Here is an 18,770-nt window from a genome sequence, read left to right on the forward strand (position 1 = left end):
TTCGAGGTATGAGCGAAAAAAATTTCAAGGAGCGGGTCCTCAGCGACCGGGACAAAGACAAGAAGGACATTGAGGACTGGATGCACGGATCCGGTGGCAAGGTCCTGGGCGTGATCCTCCTCCTGTTGGGGATCTGGACCGTGGCCCGACTGATCTGGACGTTCTGACGTGAACGGCGTCTACGGCCGGGCCGCCACCGGGTTGCAGGATTCTTCCTGGGCGGTGAACGAGACCGTTGCCCGCATCGGCGCCAAGGGGGAACAGAAAACCGAGGCGCTCCTGAACGGCTTCGCCTTGAAGGCCGCCGTCCTGCATGACCTGCGCGTTCCCCTCCCGGGCTTCAAGGCCAACATCGACCACGTCATCGTCTCCGGGAAGAACGTGCTCATCCTGGACACCAAGGTGTGGAAGCCCGGGTTTTACTCATCCGTCTTCGGCTACCGGCGCGGCTGGGCGAAGGCGGACCATGTGGGCAAGGACCAGTCGTACGTTTCCCGGTCGATGGACTCCTTTCTGGCCGGCACGGGCGCACGTATCGGACTTCCCCGCCTGGTCGTGTGGTCTTCCCGTGACGGGCAGTCGCTGAGCACGTGGGCGCTGAAGGTTCCGGGAGCCTCCATCGTGCACGGCCTCGGCGTCGTCCCCCTGGTGAAGGCCTTCGTCCGGCAGGGGCCGGCCGACCCGGCCATCGTCGCCCGCCTGCGCCAACTACTCGTGACGTCACCGCGCCCGGGCCGTGGAACGGCACCGGCGAATGTCGGCGGCGATGATCCGTTCGGAGGCCCGCCCCGTCCGCCCCGCGTGAACCCCCACCGCGGCCCGGACCCGTTCGCCTAACCGCCGCCGGGAACCGGCCCGCATAGGTACACCCAGGACCAGAACTCTCACCGAAGGACGACCATGGCGGCACGCCGAAACCAGGGACCCTCCAAGCCGATCACCGGGCTGGCCATGCTGGCCGCCGTCGCGGTCGCCGGCTACGCCATCTACCGGGGCTACCCCGGGGTCGCCGCCATCTGGGCCGGACTGGTCGTCTCCGCATGGACGTACCCGCCGGCGATCTTCTCCGGCAAAAAGGATTCCCGCGGCTACCCGGCACCGGCCCATGCCGGGGAGCAGGCCGCCATGAACAAGTACCGGTTCTGGGAGGACCTGAAGTTCAAACTCGCCCTCCCCACCACCGACTGGCTGCCGGGGCTCAAACCGCACCTCTCCTTCCTTGTTGCCCTCTGGGCGGGGGCTGCCGCCTACCTGGTCCCCGTCAGCGATCCCTACACCGGCGGGTACGGGCCCTGGATCAACGCCGCCGCCGCATTCATTGCCGTCGCCCAGTCCGCCGCGTCCCGGCGCCGCACCCAGGTCGCCGATGATGAGAACCCCGGCGCCCGGCTGGACTCCCTGATCGCCCTGGCCCGCAAGCACCCGGGCCGGGTGGCCGGGCTGGTCATCGGCGGGCTCGTCGCCGGCGCCGTGGCCGGCACCATCACCACCGTCATGCTGCCGCTGGCCACCACGGCCGCCGCCGTCCCGGCCATCCCGGAGCCGGCCATCTGGGCCCTGTGCCTGACCGGTGGACCGTTGGCGCTGCTCTCCCGGGCCTGGATCACCGAAGCCCTCGAACACTGGCGGGTCGTCGTCGCCGCCCGGGAGGAATGGAAGGGCCGGTGGGACATGCTCAAGCAGGACCCGGCCCCCCGCCTGATTGACCGGCAGGAAGTTGGCACCGCCGTCATCGACACCTTCGACGCCCCCGCCTCGGCCGGTGCCATGGCGTACTGGACGATGGGTGAGAAGATCATCCCCACTCTGGGGACCGGCGCCCGCGTCGCCATTCTGGACGTCCCCAACCTGGACTCCAACAACCAGCCGATGCCCGGCACCAAGCACCCGCTGCGCTTCGACATTGTCCGCTGGCCCTCCGACCAGATGCCCGACATCACCGACCCCGCCACCCCGAAGGACGTCGTCTACCAGTTGGCCCGCTGCGCGATCGCGTGGGCCGCCGACGGTGTCTACTCCCGCCCCGTCATCGACGACGTCCACCTCCTCACCGTCCCGGCCGGGCCCGCCGGCGGCACAGGAGGGGATGACACGGACAGGGATGAACCAGCCGGGGATGACACGGATGGTTCCGGGCGCTCCGCCTGGGCGATCACCTGGTACCTTCCCGAAGGACCCCCCGCCTCCTACATCCGGGCCAACGGCAAAAACGAAATGGCCGACGCCCTGCAGGCCGAGGTGTTGGTGGACCACCGTGCCCGGTCCGGGCTTGGCTGCGTCTACACCGGGGCGCTCTCGGACAACGACACCGTCTGGGATCCGGCCTGCGGACTCACCGGCAAGGACATGAAGAAGCTCATCAACGAGGACGCCTGGAACCAGCGCTGGGCCGAGGCCGCCCCCAAGCACAAGGCGAACCCGCCCGTCATGGAAGCCAGCACCGCCAACTCGGCGCGCCTGAAAAACGGGGTGATCGTCAACCACTTGGCCTTCATCACCCGCCAGGGCATGACTCCGCACGATTTCTTCCTCTTCGAACCGGCCCTGCCCTCAACTTTGAATGCCGCCCCGTTCGTGGCCATGACCGGGTTCCCGGGATCCGGCAAGCGGCAGGGCGAACGCCACCCGCAGGCCTTCAGCGTGTACTGGGCTTCCGAGGCGGTGCCCGCGAAGCCGGATGACCTGGCACCGGTCCCCCGCTCCGATGCCCCCCGCTGGGTGCTGGCCGGGCTCATCAACCAGGCGTTCAAGGCCGCCAAGCTCGCCGACCGTCCCGCGATCGCCGCCGCGACCTGCCTGACCAAGCCCGAGTCGCGCCAACACATTTGGAAGATCGACCTGCGCCTTTACGGCGGAGTGACGTTGAAGGATGTCCGGGGCATGGCGGACCGGATCCGCCAGCACTGGGCCTCGGGCTGGTTGCGCGTCGCCGCCGCCCCGGACGGCTGCACCATCGTCGTCGGGGCCAGGCCGTCCAAGGTTCAACTGGCCAGCCCCCGCCATGAGCAATACCTTGCCGCCCTGGACTGGGAGCAGGCGTTCCTTGACTCGGGGGTCTCCGGTACGGGTGGTCTCATGCCGGTGCTGACCAATGTCGGCCATCTGCCCAAGAACGACAAAGTCATCGTGACCGATTTCAACCTGCCCTCCGGCCTGGACTACACCATGGTCCGCGCGGTGACGGAGAAGCTCAAAAACGCGACGGACAACATCTTCATCGATGTCCAGCGGACAGCCTCGGCAAGCAACATCCGCATTCTCAGCTGCCCCGAAAACCCGATGCCCGAACGGGTGGCCTTCGACTTCGAGGCCGTCGACAACTCCGGGCACCTCATCCCCTTCGCAACCGGCATCGAGGGGGAATCGATCATGTACGACCCGATCACCTCCCCCCACGCGCTGCTGGCCGGCGTCACCCGGTCGGGAAAGTCCGTCCTGGCCCAGGGCTTCGTCTACGGCATGCTCATCAAGGGGGCGCTGCTGTACATCATCGACCCCATGAAGGCGGCCGCGGACTTCAAATTCGCCAAGGACTACGCCGCAGGTTTTGCCGTGGACCTGTTCGAGGCGGCGGCCACCCTCAAGGCCGTGTACGCCATCGTCGCCGAACGGAAGATGGTCAACTCCGCCATGGGCGTCGGCTCCTACCACGAACTCGCCGACCCGCCCCCGCCCCTGGTGGTCCTCATCGACGAATTCACCTCCCTCATGCAGAAGGAAGTCGTCCCCCCGCCGTCCGATGACCCCGAAGAGGAAACCCTTCGGGAAGAGATCGTGGCCATCAACCGTGCCAAGCAGGAGATCGGCACGTTCACCGGCAAGCTCGCCCGTGAAGCCGCCTCCGCAGGGGTGAACCTGCTGCTGGGCACCCAGAAACTCTCCGCGAAAATGCTCGACACCGTCCCAGGCGGTGGCGACCTCAAAGATTTGACTCTGGACACGCTCGTGCCAGTCCCGGTCTCCGGCAAATTCCCCAGCGGATGGGCCCGCAACGACCAGCTCTCCCTCGGCGACCTCGTCTACACACCCGGCGGGACCACCACCCCGATCATCAAGTTTTCCGACGTGTTCCCCGACAACGAGGTCTACGCGGTCACCTTCGATGATGGACAGGTTGTCAAGGCCGGCGGCGGCCATTTGTGGCAGGCGACCGACCGGCAAGCACGCAGGAACCGGGCCCGCCAGGATGCGTCCCGGCCTGCCGGCCATCCTCACAACGTCCGTGACTTCATGAAGACCTCTGCACCTCATCGTGCAGACCGTCCCGGACACGACCCGCGCACAGGCGGCAGTCAAGAAGGGGAGCGGATTGTCACCACGAAGGAAATGGCAGCGACGATCAGGGATTGCCGCGGCCACCTCAACTGGGCCATCCGGACCAGCGACCCCATCGACGGGCCGGACATTGACCTGCCGGTCGACCCGTACGTGCTGGGAGCCTGGCTCGGCGCCGGGTGCAAAGGGTCAGGGAAGGTTGTGTCCTCCGCAGCCGCCTTCTGCACGGACAAAGACGGAGTAACCGACCAGCAGCACCTGCTGCGGGAACTGGGCGCTGCGGGGTATGCGCCTCACGTGTTGGCCTGCCACGACACCTTGATCGGAACCCGCGGACTCCAGGTCAAGCTCCGCGACGCCGGGGTCCTCCACGATAAGCACATCCCTGCCGTCTATCTGCGCGCTTCGCGGGCGCAACGGCTGGCACTTCTGCAGGGGCTCATGGACACGGACGGGTCTCTGATGGCGTCCGGCCGGTGCGTGTTGGCGCAGACTAGCCGCCGCCTCGCCGGCGGCGTCCTCGAGCTCGTCCGCTCCTTGGGTATTACGGCCCACTGGTCTGAAGGAGAGGCCTCCCACCTGCCAGCAGACACCGCCCGGAAGAAGGTGGCGGGAACGGTCCACCGTGTCACCTTCCGCACCGGCACGCCTGTCTTCCGGCTTCCACGGAAACTCGCCAAGCAGGGCGCACCCGTTGTCGGCGGGACAGCGAGCCGGCGGATGATTGTGTCCATCGAGCGGATCGCCACAGAGCCGACCCGTTGTATCGGGGTCGCCGACGAAGGCCATCTTTTCCTGGTTGAGGGGTTCATCCCAACCCACAACACGAACCTCGCCAGGACGCTGCTCGGCCAGGCGTCCAGTGGTGACCGCATGTCTGCCCTGCGGGACTTTGACGCGGCCCCGCCCGTCGGCAACCCCATTCCGAAGGGGCGAGGACTGTGGGAGCCGCTGGACCACAGTGCGGTCGTCATCCAAACCTGGTTTGCCACCCAGGATCAGCTCCAGGCAGCGCTGGCGGAACGCATCCCGGTCCTTGACGCCGGATCGAAAACGGACATCTCATCCTTCGTCAAGCGGCCCGCCCTCCGGGACGCGATTGCCCCCGCACCGTCTTCACCTGCCACCGTGGTCGACCTGGGCGAGATCGAGTTGGACCTCGATGATCTGGACTGGTCCGACATGGACCTCACCGATGACGAACCCGCTGCGCCGCTGACCGCCCTGAATGAGGAGCCGGAGGGAACGGCCATCACCGCTTCCGATGATGACCCGAACTGGCCCGATGACGGGACGGAATCCCGCGTGGATGACGAATCGGTGCTGTTCCTGGACGTCGACGGGACCATTGCCCCCTTCCTGTACACCGACGGTCTCGAGCACCTGGCCGCCGGCGGCCGCGGCACCGTCATGTACCATCCCGGCAGCGTGGCCCGGCTCGCCGCCCTCCCGGTCACCCAGGCATGGCTCACCGCCTGGGCGGAGGACGCCCCGGAAAGTTTCGGGCACCTGTTCCCGCACGCCCGCGACGTCCTCACCGCCGACACGGAGGTGGCCGGGTGGTGGAAGATCGATGCCGCCCTGGACTGGCTGGCCCGCCACCCGCAGGTGCGCCGTGCGGTGTGGATCGACGACGAGCTCGCCGGTGAAGATCCGGTCCTGGGCCTGACCCTTCGGGAGGTGGCCGCCGAGGCGTTCCACCATGCCGGTGTCGAAACGCTGCTGGTGGTTCCGGACCCGGACACCGGGATGGGTGCAGAAGAGCTCGGTGAGGTGGAGGCCTTCTTCGGCCTCGCGTCAGATAGCGGCCCCGCAGTGCCGGCCGGCCCGGCCGCTGGGGAGGCGGAGGCGGTGCCGGAACTTCAGGAGCTCGACTGGACCGTTCTGGAAGCCGAGGTCTCCGCACCGGCCGGCCCGGTATCCGACGACGACGACGACGACGACCCGTTCCTTCCGGACAAGGCCGCCACCGCCGCCGATGTGGAGGATCCGTTTGAGGCGCCCCGGCGGAGGCGCTTCGTCCCTCTCGATGACGAGGACCCGTTCGCCTGAGCCCCTCCCATCTCCCTGCCAGAACACCTTGGGCAGGGGGATGGGCCCGTCCGCACACATGCCTGGCAACAGACACCCAACCGGAGGCCGGAACGATGAACCCCATGCCGCACGATATGACAACCCGCGACGATTGGGAGGCACAGCCGGTCGGCACCATTGCACGGGTCGAACACTTGTCCTCCAGAGAGGAGGGCGGCCCCGTCCTGGTGGCCTTTGTCACCCGCGTCGACGGGGACTTCCAATCCACCGCCGGTCAATACCAGCTCGCCGGCGGCAGGCACTGGTCCGGCATCTGGGACCACCAGCGGCGGGCCACCGTCCTGAACGCCGCCACGGTCCCCGCAGCACCTGTGGACGCACCGACGGACGCCCCTGTCAGGCCATCGTCCCGCGATGGGGTGATCGCCGCCGCCACCGATGCGATTGACAACGCCATCACCCAACACCACCAGGTCCTCGATGGCTTCCTCCAGACCCCGTACCGGGAGTATGTGAAGATCCCCGCCGCGGAGCACCCGGCGTCCTCCCCCGCCGGCCACATCATCGACCAGCTGCTGCAGCTGGGCTGGCAGCCGCCCGAGAAGGTCGCCGACGGAGTGCAGGTCTGGACGATCTCCGGGACGCCGGCCACGACAATCCGCTCGGACGGCACGATGGTGTACCTGTCCCTGCCGGCCCGCACCGACTCAGACCGGTTCGCGTATCAGGACCGCGGCGACATCTGGCTGGAAAACCCGGTCATCACCGTCAACTTCGAACTCCCCTCCCGCACCGACTAGAACACCACTAAAGCTTCGATAGGAAAGCTTTAGTGTATTGACTCTATTGCTTCGATAAGAAAGCATTAGCGCATGTCTATTGTTGAAACCATGACGACCCTCCAGGCCAGTGAAAGGCTCGGGATCACGCAGGTGTCTGTCCGCCAGCTGGTCCACAACGGCCAGCTGAGCACCGCCGGCACCGCCGGCCGGACCATCCTGCTCGACCGGGCCTCCGTCGAGCGCCTCGCGGCCGCCGGTACCCGCCGCGGCCGCGCCTGGACGGCCAAGACCGCGTGGGCTGCGCTGGGACTTCTCTCCGGCCAGAACCCCACGTGGATCACCGCGTCCGAGAAGTCCCGGCTGAAAAGCAGGCTGCGCGAGCTCGACGCCGACGCCGTCTGCATCCTGGCCCGGAACAAGGACAAGACGACCCGCTTCCGCGCCACGCAGGACGGTCTGACAGCGCTCACCGACCACCTGATCGCCAGCGGCGCCTCAGCCATGCGGGACCAGGCCACAGCGGAAACTTTCGGCATGTCCGGCGGCAGCGGGATCGCCGAAGGCTACGTCATGGCCGGGGACGCCCGCGCCCTCGCCGACGCATTCGGCATGGTCGAAGATGCCGACGGGAACGCAATTATCCACGAAGTTGACCTGACCGACCCTTTCGCTGAAGGCCGGGCTCCGATCGCCGCGATCGCCGTGGACCTGATGGCCTCCCTGGCCACTCGCGAACGCAGCGCCGGCCGGCGCGTCATCAATGAACTCCTCCATGTCTGAGCCGACCGTGGCCCCGCTGGCCGCTGCGGCCGCCGGCCGGGACATCTGGGACGTCCCCGTCCCTCCGGGGGGATGGGGCACCCCGTGGCCACAATGCGTGGAACTGGCCAGGGCCCTGCCTGCAACGGTGTGGACGCTGGTCGGCGGCCTCATGGTGCAGCTGCATGCGGCCGCGGCCGGCCTGGCCGTCTCCCGCCCAACTGCGGACGTCGACATCGTGCTGCACATCGAAACCGGTGCGGCGACGACGGCGTCGGTGATCGGGGTCCTGACAGGGCTGGGCTACGCGCTGGAGAAGTCAATTGCGCACGACGCCCCGGCCCACCGTTTCGTCCGCGGCAAGCAGCAGATCGATGTCATGGTCGCTGACCACCTGGCTCCGGCGAAGGTCCCCACGATCGGCGGCCGCAAGCCGTTCCAGGTCGTCGGCGGCACCCAGGCGCTGCAGCGGACCGTGAACTGCCGGATGACTGCCGACGACGGCGGGCCCGTGCTCATCAGTATCCCGAACGCGCTCGGGGCACTGGTCCTCAAGGGCGCCGCCTACCGGGAAGATTCCCGCGACACGGGCCGGCACCTCGATGACGCCGTCGTCCTTTGCGCCACGATCACATCCCCGCTGGTGACGGCCGCCCAAATGAAAGGCAGCGACAAGTCCCGCATCCTGACCCTGTACAGGGAGCTCGCGGATCCCGGGCACCGGTCCTGGCAGTTGCTGGACCCGGCTGACCGGACGCCGGCAATGGATGCGCTCCGGATCCTGGCCGCCAACCACAGCCTCCCGCCGGCGAACCGGCTCAAAAAAAGCTGACCGAGCCCCGTGTCGCCGCCGACATTTGAGCCAGGATGACGTTCGCGACGAAAGCCGCACACAGGGTGGGTATGACGATACTTCAAGCCCGCGCACCCCGCGGCATCCCCTCCGGTGGGCAGTTCACCTCCAATCTCCGCGCCGAACCGCTCATCACCCTGGCACCGGCGAACCCGGCAGACATGTTCCAGCCGAAGGTGCAGGAGCCACCCTACAGCCCCGGTGTGCGCGAAAATTTGCGCCGGTCGGTGGCACCGGCCACCCCCATCACCGAGGAACAGGCGGAACACCTGCGCCGGCACCGCACACCCCTTACGGACGCCATGGACAGCCGGGGCGTGACCTCCCTGCCCTCCACAGAAGGGGCTGACGCGGCCATCCGCACCATCCAGCAACGGCTCCGGGGCCGGGGCGCCTAACAGGGCCATTCGCGCGGCGAAGCCGCACCGATCATTGGCCTTCTCTCCCCCACACCCCTGATCCCCGGCCGATAACAATATTGGCCGGGGATCACTGTGTCTACACCCCTGCGTGCGCCGCAACGGCCGGCGGTGAGTCCCGGCCCGGTGGCCGCACACATGGGGTGCAGACACCAACTCCTCTCCGAAAGGACTTCCCGCCATGATGGGAGCCCACCATGCAGCCTGCGGCGCCGCCGCCTGGGTTGCCCTGACCACCAACATCCACCTGGACCTGACAGCGGCAGCCGAGAAGGTGGCCATCCTGCCGCACACCCTGGACCTCGGACTGGGACTGATGCACGTCAGCCCGGTCGGCATTGTCACCGGGGCCCTGGTCACCGCCGGGGCCGCCATGCTCCCGGACGCCGACCACCACAACGCCACCATCGCCCACTCCCTGCCGCCCCTGTCCAACGTCATGTGCTCGGGCATCGGCAAGCTTGCCGGCGGCCACCGGCACGGCACCCACTCCATGGTCGGCATCGCCGTCTTCGTCCTGATCGCCTGGCTCGCCGGTCTCTGGACCCAGGGCACGGACCTGTTTGGCACCATCTACCCGGGCGCCGGCATCCTCTCCGTCCTGCTGGTGGCCTTCGCGGCGAAGGCGCTGAAAATCATCCCCGATTCGATGCGCAAATCCCCGTGGATTGTCGGACTCGCCGTCGGGGCGTTCATCACCGTCTTCGCCCCACAGGAGCAGAACTGGTTCCCGGTCGCCATGGGGGTGGGCGTCATCGTCCACATCCTCGGAGACATGATGACCACCGAAGGCTGCAATCTCGCCTGGCCGTTCGCCATCAAGCCGCCCAAGGCGTTGGCCAAGATCCCCGTCCTCAAATCCTGCTGGCATTCCAACGGATACATGACCATCCCCGTGCTCGGCCATGCCGGGTCCGTGCGTGAATGGCTGCTGCTCGTCCCGATCGGCGGCTACGCCATCTTCGGGGTCGGCGCCACCCTCGTCGGCATGGGCCAGAGCGGGCTGAAAGCCCTAGTCGCAGCCGCTGGGGGGTTCTAGCACCACGACAAAAGCCCCGCCTCTTCGGAGGACGGGGCTTTTGTCTGCGCCCAAGCAGGGACATCGGCTGCAGTGGGTGCTGTCCGTGGACCACCACGGGTCCTGCCGCACACATGCAGGGCATGGAAACGATGACCCTGACAACTGACCTTGCACCGTCCACCCCGGGCCTTGGAGCGTACACCTCCCCAACCGTGGCCCCGGCCTACGCTGACGGACCCGACTTCGACTACGCCTTTGAAGCATCCCGCGGCGCCGCCCTGGCCCGCGAACTGCAGTCCATGCCGAAGGTGGCTGCCCGGGAGGCCGTCAATGCCTCGCGCATCTCGGACCTGCTGCGCGACTCCTACGGCATCTACCGTGTGGACGGCAGCGCCTCACAGAGCCGCCGGCAGGCGGTCACCAACCTTGAAGCCGTCCTGGGACACCTTCCGCGCGACCGGCGCGACCACCACGTCGAACTGATCCGCTTCGCCGTCCACGAGGAAATGAAACACTGGTCCGACCCTGCCCATGTCCTCAACCCGGAACATGGGTACGAACTCCTCATCGACCGTGACGATTATCGAAGCGAGGACGACCTGCTGGAGGGTGGACAGGACGAGAACCGGGAGAGATGGGAACTGCTGGCCGACACCGCCGCCTTCCACGCCGCAGCCGAGGACAACGCCTTCTAGCGGCTGAGCCGAATAGGGAGGACCAGAAGTCCAATCCGAAACGCCGGGGATCCGTCTGCAGCCAGCAGGTGGGCGACAACAGTAAGGAAGATGACTGGCGCCACGTCATCGATCACAGCATCAGCGCCATGAACGGGTGGCCCTTCTCGCCGGCAAGTGACAAGCACCGTTAGCCACGCTGCAGCCGCAGGCCCCGGTAGGAGGACACTTCGTTGCAATCTAAGCGAAGCGCAGGCGTCAGAAGCCCCGTCCGTAAGGGCGCGGAGGTCCACTTCCTAGGTTCCAACCCCATGCGGGAATCAATGTCTCATCATGGAGTACAAATCTGGCCCTGAAAAGGGGTTGGTGTGGACCACAAAGTCTCGGGCCGCCACCGATGCATCACATCCAGTCCGCGAGTACAAGCAGCATTCAGGCCACCGTGGATTTAACGAAAGACTCCCCTGGGGCAATTGCGCCAGGGGAGTCTTTTAGGTCAGGTCGCAGGGTCGGTGTTGCGGCACGTATTAGCGCCCGCCGCCGCCGATTACACCTTTCTCAACAGCCTTCGTAACGGCGTCTGCTTCAGCCTGGGTCAGCGTGCCAGCGGCCACGGACTTGTCCAGCTTGGTCTTCAGAACAGCCGTGCGCTTCACCTGCTCCGCAGCGTGGATGTCCGTCAAGGCGGTGGAGACCTTCGTCTCGTCGATGCCCAGCGTCGTAGCCAGTGACTTGGCCATCGCTGCGTCCATGGCGGCATGGTCAGGTTTGGTGCCCTTCGCCGGCTTCCCAGCGGGCTTGTTGGCATCACGGAAGGTCTTCAGCGCGGCGGTGACCTTGGCCTGGTCAACGCCGAGCTTCGCGGCGAGGTCTGCAGCCAGCTGACCCCGCTCACCGCGCACCGCGTTGTTGTCGGGTTTGTCAGTGACGGCACTGGAGCTCGCGCTTGGGGTGGTGGGTGTGGCAGCTGACGCCATACTGGTGACTCCCAAGCCGAGGCCCACGGCCAAGGCTGCGGCTGAGATTCCGAGCGTGATTTTCCTCTTATGTTTCAACGTATCGTCTCCTCGCTTTTCGGCCGGCGGTTTTCACCGGCGTCACAGCATACGCTCCAGCACCAAGATCGGCAGGACCTGTCCGGACACTGTCTTTGACCTGTGAATGCCAAGGGAAGTGCGGCCGTTCAAGCTCATCGGCGTCCAGGCGCCGGCCAAGACCTGCCTTCAGCAGGGGTGAGGCCCGGGCATCGCCGCGCATGGAGCGGAGGCCTTCTGACCCTGTCGGTGCGGGCCACTATCCTGTGCAGATGAAGACGCTGGATGGAGCCGCCGCACACATGACCACCATGACAAACCAGAACACCGCCCCCGGAACGGGAAGCCCCATAGTCCTTGTCGACATGGATGGCGTCTTCGTCAACTGGGGCCAGGGCTTGAATGACAGGCTGCTGGCCCGCGACCCCCGTTACCCGATCGTCCCCGTCGGCCAGCAGCTCGACTACGACCACCTGTGCGGCCCCGGAGGGGACCGTACCGTCCTGGCCGAGGTCATGGACAGCGAAGGCCTGTACCTGAATCTGGAGCCCTTGCCGGGCGCCGTGGACGCCATCCTGGCCATGGAAGAAGCCGGGCTGGACGTCTTTTTTTGCTCCACCCCTTTCCCCACCAACCCGACCTGCGCGTCCGAAAAACTAGCCTCCATCGAACGCCATCTGGGCCTCCGATGGGTGTCCCGAACCATCCTCACCCACGACAAAACCCTCGTCCGCGGGGACGTCCTGATCGATGACCACCCGGGCATTATTGGCGCCATGAAACCGGCCTGGCGGCAGCTTGTTTTCGACCAGTCCTACAACCGCAACCTCGTGGACGCGCCGCGAATGACCGGATGGAAGCACTGGGAGAAGGCCATTTTCCCGATGCTGGAAATGGCCGGCGTCTAGAAAAACACCATTTTGAGGGCCGCACCGCAATCCGGTGTGGCCCTTTTTGGGTGTCCGGACGTGCTTTTCCCGGCAGCACCGGCGTCGGAAGTGCCGTGCAGCGGGGCATTCGGCTTCCGTCCGTCGAGGATTTTCGTCCACGTTCCAGGTTCGGACACCCTCAGCTGGCGAAAAATTCTGCGTTTCGGCCTGGTCGCGGAAATCTCCACCCAAACACGAATGGCCCCCATCGGGGAGCCATGTGATAACCACAGTCACTGGTGTGGATAGTTCGTTCCTTTAGGTTATCACATGAGAAAAAATCGCCGTCTCCCACACCCGGCGCCACAACACCCTCAATCACCTGCCGCCCGACCGGCGGTCGAGCCGGTTTTTCGGACATCGTCGCAGGTCAGAGGCACATTGGAGGCCTTTTTGACCCCTCACTCGACCAACACAACCCGGGAGGATGGCACCTCCATAGAGAGATAGATATAGAGAGCCCCTGAGTGGGGGAGGGGAGGTATATATAGGGCCCCTCTATCTATCTATCTTTTTAAGAAGAGTAGGAAGAGTCTCTCTCTATAAGGGCCCTCCTTCCCAGTATCTACAAGGAATTTCCCACTCGACCAGAGGGTCGTTTCAGCACCGAACCGGACGACCCGGCGGTGGAGCCGTCCCCCACCGCCATTCGGCCCGTTCCTGGTCCCTCCTGCCCTCACATCGGGCAGAGGCAGCGATGCCCTGTCGAAGCCACCGGAAACCTTCCCGCGCGGACTCCCCTGCATCGGCGCCCCGCTGCCCGATCCCCGGTTGCCGACGGCGTGGGAAGCGATCCCGGCGGAGGCCGCGGGTCACCAGGCGGGAGCCAGGGCAGACACCCCAACGGGTTCCGATCTGGACGTCCGGCTGGTCCCCGGCAACGACGAACAATCCGGCCCGAAACAACCCTTCCGGTGGACACCTTGCGCCGGAGCGCCACAGCCGCACACGTACAGGGCATGACCACCATTCCGAACCGCCAGGCCCAGGGCCTCCCCGCCGGTGCCGCCCTCTCCGCTCCGCGGACGCGTGGCCGCAACCCGATTTTGGAGGGATCCCCGTGAGGGACCAGAACAGGGTCCCGAAGGGCATCAGCACTGCGGGCCAGTTCGCCGCCACCACCCACCCCGAGTCCACCCTTGTGCTCGACCCGGTCCACCGCCCGGTCACCCTCGCCCCCGGCGACTGTGAGGACTTCACCGAATTGGCCGACGGGGATGTCATCGAGCGGTTGGGTGTAAGCCGGCGAAACGTTGACGACGGCGCCGGCTACTGGGTGGAGCCGTCCAAGACCCTGAACTTCAAGGACCTCATCACAGCCGAAGACCTGGGCGGCACCGACGAGGACCGGGACGCGTACCTGGAGGTGAACACCGCGGTCATCGAAGATTTCATGGCCACCCGGTACGGGGCCGAAATGGACGGCGGGGACGAGGGCTGGGAGAGCGTCTCCCTCACCTGCCCCACCCTGCTGCCCGCCGGGCCACTCACCGAAGGCCAGGTGGCCGACGCCGCCTGGAACAACTCCAAGATCGTCCAGCTGCACAACGAATCGGATCCTGGCACGTTCGGCTCCGACTACCTGGGCCGCCTCCTGCGCGAGCATGTCGGCTCCACCACCGTCATCAAGGACTCGTTCGCGGCCCGGGTCGCGGCGCGGCAGATGAGCGGGGAGCGGCTGGACGCCACCGTCGCGGCCCGCTACGCCGTCCGGGCCCTCGATGACGCCACCGCCCTTGCGGTGGCCGACAGCCTGTCCTGTGAGGGCCGGCACCCGGCACTGCGCAAGCTCAGCGACCGCGGGTATGCGTCCACCGGGGATTTGACCCGTGAGCTCACCGACGCAAAGCTCGCCAACCGCCACGCACCGAACATCGACGCGAAACTGGGTGAGCGGATCTCCTCGCTGCGCCATTGGGTGCTCCGCGGCGGCGATAACGACTGACCATGTATCAGCCCCGCCAACCCCAAGGCATCCGCACCGGCGGCCGGTTCGCCACCACAGTCCGGACCGAACCGGCCACGTCCCTCCACCCGGCACAGGTGACGGCGGGCAGGTACCGCCGCTACACCAAGAACGGGATGTCCCAACACGAGCAGCGGGCCAGGTCCCGGCGCCTGGTGCAGGAAACCTACGACTCCGGCCAGCTGGGCCGAATGGCCGGAACCTTGCATGCCGGCCATGCCGCCGCCGTCCTGGCCGCCTCGCAACGAGACGACGTCCTGGACGCAGCCATCCATGCGGTCGTCATCGACGAACAGCGCAACCCGGGCCTGGCCCGCCCCGAGACCCTCGGATTCCTGCTGAGCAGAAAACTGCTCCTGGCGCACCGGGGCGCGGCCTGATGAAAACGGCCGCCGCCGCACACAAAGAAGGCATGACCGAAAACATGCCCGCCCGCCAGCCCAAAGGCGTCACCGTTGGTGGCCAGTTCGCCGCCACCGCGCACGCAGAACCCGAGCTCACCCTCCACACGCCGGAGCAGGATATCCTCCATGACGCCGACGGCACAGCATGGGGCTGGGCGGACCCGGACACACAAATCCTTGAAACCGACCTGCTGAACGGTATCGGCATCCGTCTCGACACCGACACTTCCGGCGATGGCGGATTCCACTACGAAATCATCGACCACCAGGCCCTGAAGAAGATCGGCGCCGGCGAGGCCACCACCGTGGCAGAGGCGAAAGAGGCTGCGAAGGCCGGCCGTTCCCGTGCCGCCGCGTACGGCCGGACCAACCTCCACGTCGGGTCCCGCACCCCGTGGGGCGCCGCCGATGGGGTGGAGCCCCGCGCCGCAGGCATTGACAGCGTGTTCACCCCCGGACACGGAGGCCTGAAGCTGTCTGCCGCACGTAACCGGGAGGTCGCCCCGGCCTGGCGGCGGCCCGGGGCCTGGTACGAGGAGGACTGCGACTTCGCCATCGCCGTCATCACGCACTGGCGCGACCTGCCCGAGAAGGACGTCGCCTACGCCCATGAGAACGCCCGCCGCTGGAACCCGGTGGAGTATGAGCAGGTTGTCGGCAAGGATCCCGCCGCATACGGCATCACCGACTACCAGCCGATCCGGCCCGGCGAGTCCCGGATCCTGGATGAGCACCGGTTCTTCGCCGCCCATGCGGACACCGTTGATCGCGTCTGGTCAGCCAGCAGCTCAGCCAGCCATGCGGGCATGGTCGAGGTCACCGTCTCGGCAGTGCTGGCCGACGGCACCCGCGGTGCCCATGCCCGGCGCGCCATCCTGGTCCCGGAGGAGGAATACCGGACGGCACGTGCGAACTTCAACACCCTGCCCAAAGACGCCCCCTACCCCGTCCTCGACACCAAGGAGGTCTGACCATGGCCACCAACCCCGCCCACGCCCGCCAACCCCAAGGGATCCCCACCGGCGGCCAATTCGCCCCCACCGTCCGCGCCGAGCCATGCATTGGCCTGGACACCCCCGCCTCCCCATTTCGGGATGCCGACGGCACCGGTTGGACCCTGGGCGGGGACGAATACACCGACACCTATACCTCCACCACGGATGACCTCGAGATCCGGGTCTCCACCGACATCCGGGCCGAGGGCGCCACCGTCCGCGTCACCGACCGCCGCGGCGTCCAGCCCGCCGTCCTGCTGGAACGGCCGGCGGAGGATATCGACGGCGCGAAGGAAGCCGGCAAAGCGGAACGGCAGCAGGCCATCCGCTACGGCTACAACACGTTGCGGGTCGGGTCCAAGGCGTTGCGCGGCACCATCGAAACGGTGACCAACCATGGCGCCGGCATTGACAGTGTGAGGACCACCGGGCACGGGTACCTCGTCCTGTCCGGGCCCCGCAACCGGGACGTCGACCCGGCCTGGTGTTCGGCGTCTGGCTGGTACGAGAGGGACTGTGCTTGGGTTATCCCGGTCCTCACCCACCACCAGTCCCTGCCGCCGGCCATGGTCGCCACCGCCCACACCGAGGCCCGCCGCTGGTTCCCGGACAAGTACGCGGCCGTCGTCGGTGCAGACCCTGCCCGGTACGGGGTTGAGCGGGTTTTTGCTGGGCGCAACCCCCGTCCGTGAGGGCGGGGATAGCCCTGTAGGTCAGCTGGGGTATCTGCCGCGTTTGCGGTTCGGGGACTGCTGGTTGCGGATGTATTCGGCGACGGTTTCCAGCGGTGCGCCGCCGCAGGAGACGACGGCGTAGGACGGGGACCAGAAGTGGTCGCCCCACAGCGCCCGGGTGACCTCGGGCCACTGGTGCGCGCGGACGCGCATGGAGGAGATGGTCTTCAGGCTCATCACCAGTTTCGACAGGGCGACCTTGGGCGGGTAGGTCACCAGCAGGTGGGCGTGGTCCTGGTCGGTTTCGAATTCATCCAGGGTGGCCCCGTACCGGGTGCAGACCTCCTCGAACGTGGACTTCAACTCCGCCCCGACCCGGTCCGTCATGACCCTGCGGCGGTATTTCGGCGTCAGGACAAGATGCGCATGAAGTTTATAGACCACATGACGGCCGTTCCTGAAATCATCATCAATCATAGGTTGATTCTAAATCCAGACCACTGTAAAATCAAAGGATGAAGAGAAGCTCCGCAGACTACCGGGTGGCCGTGGTCCCCGTGCGTCTGAACGGGGCCTCCTACACGGCTGCGCATCAGGCCTGCCACCGGGCCGCCGGGCTGTGGAACCACACCCTCGCCGCCCTCAGGACCCGGTGGGATGAGGTGAAAACCGACCCCACCACCAAGGAGCTCCGGCACCTGGCCGCAGCCTCGGACCCGGACCTGCAGCGGCTGCACGCCCACACGAAACAGGCCATCGTCGATGACCTGCTCGACGCGGTCGCCACCTCCCGGGCGAACCGTGGTGCCGGGACCCGTGCACCGTGGCGGGAGAAGAATTACCGGCCGCTGTCCTTCACCAAAGGCTACGGGTGGCGCATCACCGGGGACGGGCGGCTGAACCTGTCCCTGGGCCGGAACCTGCCGGGCATCCGCCTGGCCCTGCCGGCCGTCACCGACTCCCGCACCAACCATGGTGTGCCGGCCGCCGACTGGGGCGAAATCCGGCTCTGCTGGGACCGTGACGGACGGTCCTGGTCCCTGCACATCAGCCACCGCACCGCTGCCACCCCCGTGCTGGACCCGGCGAACATCATTGCCATCGACCCCGGCATCATCAACCCCATGACCATCGCCGTGGAAACCCCGGACGCCTACGAGATCACCGTCATCAACGGCCGTGCCGCCCGCGCCATCAAGCACCGCCGCAACAACGCCGTCGCGGACCTGCACCGCCTCATGTCCCGCTGCACCAAAGGCTCCCGGCAATGGCGCCGCTACAACCAGGCCGCCAAACACGCCCGCGCCCACGCGAACAGCTCCCTGCGCAACATCGACCACCAGGTCTCCCGCAAGGCCGCCGGCATCGCCATCACCCACAACGTGCGCACCATCGCCGTCGGCGACGTGCGCGGGATCGAGAAAAACACCGCCAAAGCCGAGAAGCGCCGCTTCGGCAAGGACCAGCGCCGCCGCCTCTCCCAATGGTCCCGCGGACGCCAGGACCACTACCTGGCCCACAAAACCGGATCCAAACCGACCTACACGAACGAGTCCCACTCCTCCAAGACCTGCCCCGCGTGCCTTACACGCAACGCCCCCTCCGGGCGCGACTACCGGTGCCATCACTGTGGCTTCACCTGCCACCGCGACGCCGTCGGCGCACTGAACATCCTCATGCGCGCCACACACGGGAAATACACCCCCATCGACCCGGACAAAACCATCCGGGTCCTATATCTCCGAGCCACACCCCTGCGTGCGGCCCTGAGTAAAGCCCGGAACCGGGCCACACCCCGCACAGGGTGTGTAGCTGAAAACACCGTTAGCCACGCTGCAGCCGCAGGCCCCCGGGCCCCGGCAGGAGAACACTCCGTTGCAGCCTAAGCAAAGCGCAGGCTTCAGAAGCCCCGTCCGTAAGGGCGGGGAGGTTCACGACTACCGGCCAGTGA

General features: G+C 66.8%; 17 protein-coding genes. 15 read left to right on the forward strand and 2 right to left on the reverse strand.

Annotation, left to right across the window (positions count from 1 at the left end; genetic code table 11):
* The first annotated feature begins 8 nt into the window (after nt 1-8).
* The 9 genes from ACQCSX_RS21990 (at nt 9) to ACQCSX_RS22030 (ending at nt 10,838) form a co-directional block, all read left to right on the forward strand.
* Nucleotides 9-167, forward strand: coding sequence for a hypothetical protein (locus ACQCSX_RS21990; protein ID WP_427019366.1), 159 nt, complete (start codon nt 9-11; stop codon nt 165-167).
* Between the two features lies 1 nt (nt 168).
* Complete coding sequence (locus tag ACQCSX_RS21995; RefSeq protein ID WP_427019367.1) at nt 169-837, forward strand: nuclease-related domain-containing protein; 669 nt, start codon at nt 169-171, stop codon at nt 835-837.
* Nucleotides 838-900: 63 nt separating this feature from the next.
* Nucleotides 901-6,327: an LAGLIDADG family homing endonuclease gene (locus ACQCSX_RS22000; protein ID WP_427019368.1), complete on the forward strand. Its 5,427-nt coding sequence runs from the start codon at nt 901-903 to the stop codon at nt 6,325-6,327.
* Nucleotides 6,328-6,431: 104 nt separating this feature from the next.
* Complete coding sequence (locus tag ACQCSX_RS22005) at nt 6,432-7,109, forward strand: hypothetical protein (RefSeq protein ID WP_427019369.1); 678 nt, start codon at nt 6,432-6,434, stop codon at nt 7,107-7,109.
* Between the two features lie 72 nt (nt 7,110-7,181).
* Entirely contained in the window at nt 7,182-7,871 is a 690-nt protein-coding gene (locus ACQCSX_RS22010) for a helix-turn-helix domain-containing protein (protein ID WP_427019370.1), read from the forward strand.
* Nucleotides 7,864-8,682 (forward strand): hypothetical protein, encoded by an 819-nt coding sequence (locus ACQCSX_RS22015; protein WP_427019371.1) that lies wholly within the window; start codon nt 7,864-7,866, stop codon nt 8,680-8,682. The genes ACQCSX_RS22010 and ACQCSX_RS22015 overlap by 8 nt, the downstream gene beginning before the upstream one ends.
* A gap of 71 nt (nt 8,683-8,753) precedes the next feature.
* Nucleotides 8,754-9,101 (forward strand): hypothetical protein, encoded by a 348-nt coding sequence (locus ACQCSX_RS22020; protein WP_427019372.1) that lies wholly within the window; start codon nt 8,754-8,756, stop codon nt 9,099-9,101.
* Between the two features lie 202 nt (nt 9,102-9,303).
* Nucleotides 9,304-10,161, forward strand: a complete 858-nt coding sequence (locus ACQCSX_RS22025) for a metal-dependent hydrolase (protein WP_427019373.1) — start codon at nt 9,304-9,306, stop codon at nt 10,159-10,161.
* Nucleotides 10,162-10,283: 122 nt separating this feature from the next.
* Nucleotides 10,284-10,838 carry a hypothetical protein gene (locus tag ACQCSX_RS22030; protein WP_427019374.1) on the forward strand — a complete coding sequence of 185 codons (555 nt, stop codon included), beginning with the start codon at nt 10,284-10,286 and terminating at the stop codon, nt 10,836-10,838.
* 506 nt (nt 10,839-11,344) lie between these two features.
* Here the strand turns inward: ACQCSX_RS22030 and ACQCSX_RS22035 are convergent.
* Complete coding sequence (locus ACQCSX_RS22035; protein WP_427019375.1) at nt 11,345-11,872, reverse strand: hypothetical protein; 528 nt, start codon at nt 11,870-11,872, stop codon at nt 11,345-11,347.
* Between the two features lie 281 nt (nt 11,873-12,153).
* On the opposite strand from ACQCSX_RS22035, the gene ACQCSX_RS22040 reads away from it, so the two are divergent.
* From ACQCSX_RS22040 to ACQCSX_RS22060, 5 genes are all read left to right on the forward strand, one after another.
* On the forward strand, nt 12,154-12,759 hold the full coding sequence (locus ACQCSX_RS22040; protein WP_427019376.1) for a 5' nucleotidase, NT5C type: 606 nt from the start codon (nt 12,154-12,156) through the stop codon (nt 12,757-12,759).
* Nucleotides 12,760-13,840: 1,081 nt separating this feature from the next.
* Entirely contained in the window at nt 13,841-14,725 is an 885-nt protein-coding gene (locus ACQCSX_RS22045; RefSeq protein ID WP_427019377.1) for a hypothetical protein, read from the forward strand.
* A 2-nt stretch (nt 14,726-14,727) separates the two neighbouring features.
* The gene (locus tag ACQCSX_RS22050; protein ID WP_427019378.1) at nt 14,728-15,126 is read left to right on the forward strand and encodes a hypothetical protein; all 399 of its coding nucleotides are present in this window, start codon (nt 14,728-14,730) and stop codon (nt 15,124-15,126) included.
* A gap of 32 nt (nt 15,127-15,158) precedes the next feature.
* Nucleotides 15,159-16,121, forward strand: a complete 963-nt coding sequence (locus ACQCSX_RS22055; protein WP_427019379.1) for a DUF7007 domain-containing protein — start codon at nt 15,159-15,161, stop codon at nt 16,119-16,121.
* Between the two features lie 2 nt (nt 16,122-16,123).
* Nucleotides 16,124-16,837, forward strand: a complete 714-nt coding sequence (locus tag ACQCSX_RS22060; protein ID WP_427019380.1) for a DUF7007 domain-containing protein — start codon at nt 16,124-16,126, stop codon at nt 16,835-16,837.
* Nucleotides 16,838-16,858: 21 nt separating this feature from the next.
* Here ACQCSX_RS22060 and tnpA read toward each other — a convergent pair whose 3' ends face one another.
* Nucleotides 16,859-17,296 carry an IS200/IS605 family transposase gene (gene tnpA, locus ACQCSX_RS22065; RefSeq protein ID WP_427019299.1) on the reverse strand — a complete coding sequence of 146 codons (438 nt, stop codon included), beginning with the start codon at nt 17,294-17,296 and terminating at the stop codon, nt 16,859-16,861.
* Nucleotides 17,297-17,334: 38 nt separating this feature from the next.
* Here tnpA and ACQCSX_RS22070 point away from each other — a divergent pair, with 38 nt between their 5' ends.
* The gene (locus ACQCSX_RS22070) at nt 17,335-18,705 is read left to right on the forward strand and encodes an RNA-guided endonuclease InsQ/TnpB family protein (RefSeq protein WP_427019381.1); all 1,371 of its coding nucleotides are present in this window, start codon (nt 17,335-17,337) and stop codon (nt 18,703-18,705) included.
* Nucleotides 18,706-18,770: the final 65 nt, after the last annotated feature.

Origin of the sequence: Pseudarthrobacter sp. P1 (assembly GCF_050156935.1) — a bacterium.
Taxonomy (GTDB): Bacteria; Actinomycetota; Actinomycetes; order Actinomycetales; family Micrococcaceae; genus Specibacter.

Excerpts from the sequence above, each read along its gene's own strand:
- ACQCSX_RS21990 (WP_427019366.1), top strand. The coding sequence starts at position 9 with ATGAGCGAAAAAAATTTCAAGGAGCGGGTCCTCAGCGACCGGGACAAA.
- ACQCSX_RS22000 (WP_427019368.1), top strand. The coding sequence starts at position 901 with ATGGCGGCACGCCGAAACCAGGGACCCTCCAAGCCGATCACCGGGCTG.
- ACQCSX_RS22005 (WP_427019369.1), top strand. The coding sequence starts at position 6,432 with ATGCCGCACGATATGACAACCCGCGACGATTGGGAGGCACAGCCGGTC.
- ACQCSX_RS22010 (WP_427019370.1), top strand. The coding sequence starts at position 7,182 with ATGTCTATTGTTGAAACCATGACGACCCTCCAGGCCAGTGAAAGGCTC.
- ACQCSX_RS22015 (WP_427019371.1), top strand. The coding sequence starts at position 7,864 with ATGTCTGAGCCGACCGTGGCCCCGCTGGCCGCTGCGGCCGCCGGCCGG.
- ACQCSX_RS22020 (WP_427019372.1), top strand. The coding sequence starts at position 8,754 with ATGACGATACTTCAAGCCCGCGCACCCCGCGGCATCCCCTCCGGTGGG.
- ACQCSX_RS22025 (WP_427019373.1), top strand. The coding sequence starts at position 9,304 with ATGATGGGAGCCCACCATGCAGCCTGCGGCGCCGCCGCCTGGGTTGCC.
- ACQCSX_RS22030 (WP_427019374.1), top strand. The coding sequence starts at position 10,284 with ATGGAAACGATGACCCTGACAACTGACCTTGCACCGTCCACCCCGGGC.
- ACQCSX_RS22040 (WP_427019376.1), top strand. The coding sequence starts at position 12,154 with ATGACCACCATGACAAACCAGAACACCGCCCCCGGAACGGGAAGCCCC.
- ACQCSX_RS22050 (WP_427019378.1), top strand. The coding sequence starts at position 14,728 with ATGTATCAGCCCCGCCAACCCCAAGGCATCCGCACCGGCGGCCGGTTC.
- ACQCSX_RS22055 (WP_427019379.1), top strand. The coding sequence starts at position 15,159 with ATGACCGAAAACATGCCCGCCCGCCAGCCCAAAGGCGTCACCGTTGGT.
- ACQCSX_RS22060 (WP_427019380.1), top strand. The coding sequence starts at position 16,124 with ATGGCCACCAACCCCGCCCACGCCCGCCAACCCCAAGGGATCCCCACC.
- tnpA (WP_427019299.1), bottom strand. The coding sequence starts at position 17,296 with ATGATTGATGATGATTTCAGGAACGGCCGTCATGTGGTCTATAAACTT.
- ACQCSX_RS22070 (WP_427019381.1), top strand. The coding sequence starts at position 17,335 with ATGAAGAGAAGCTCCGCAGACTACCGGGTGGCCGTGGTCCCCGTGCGT.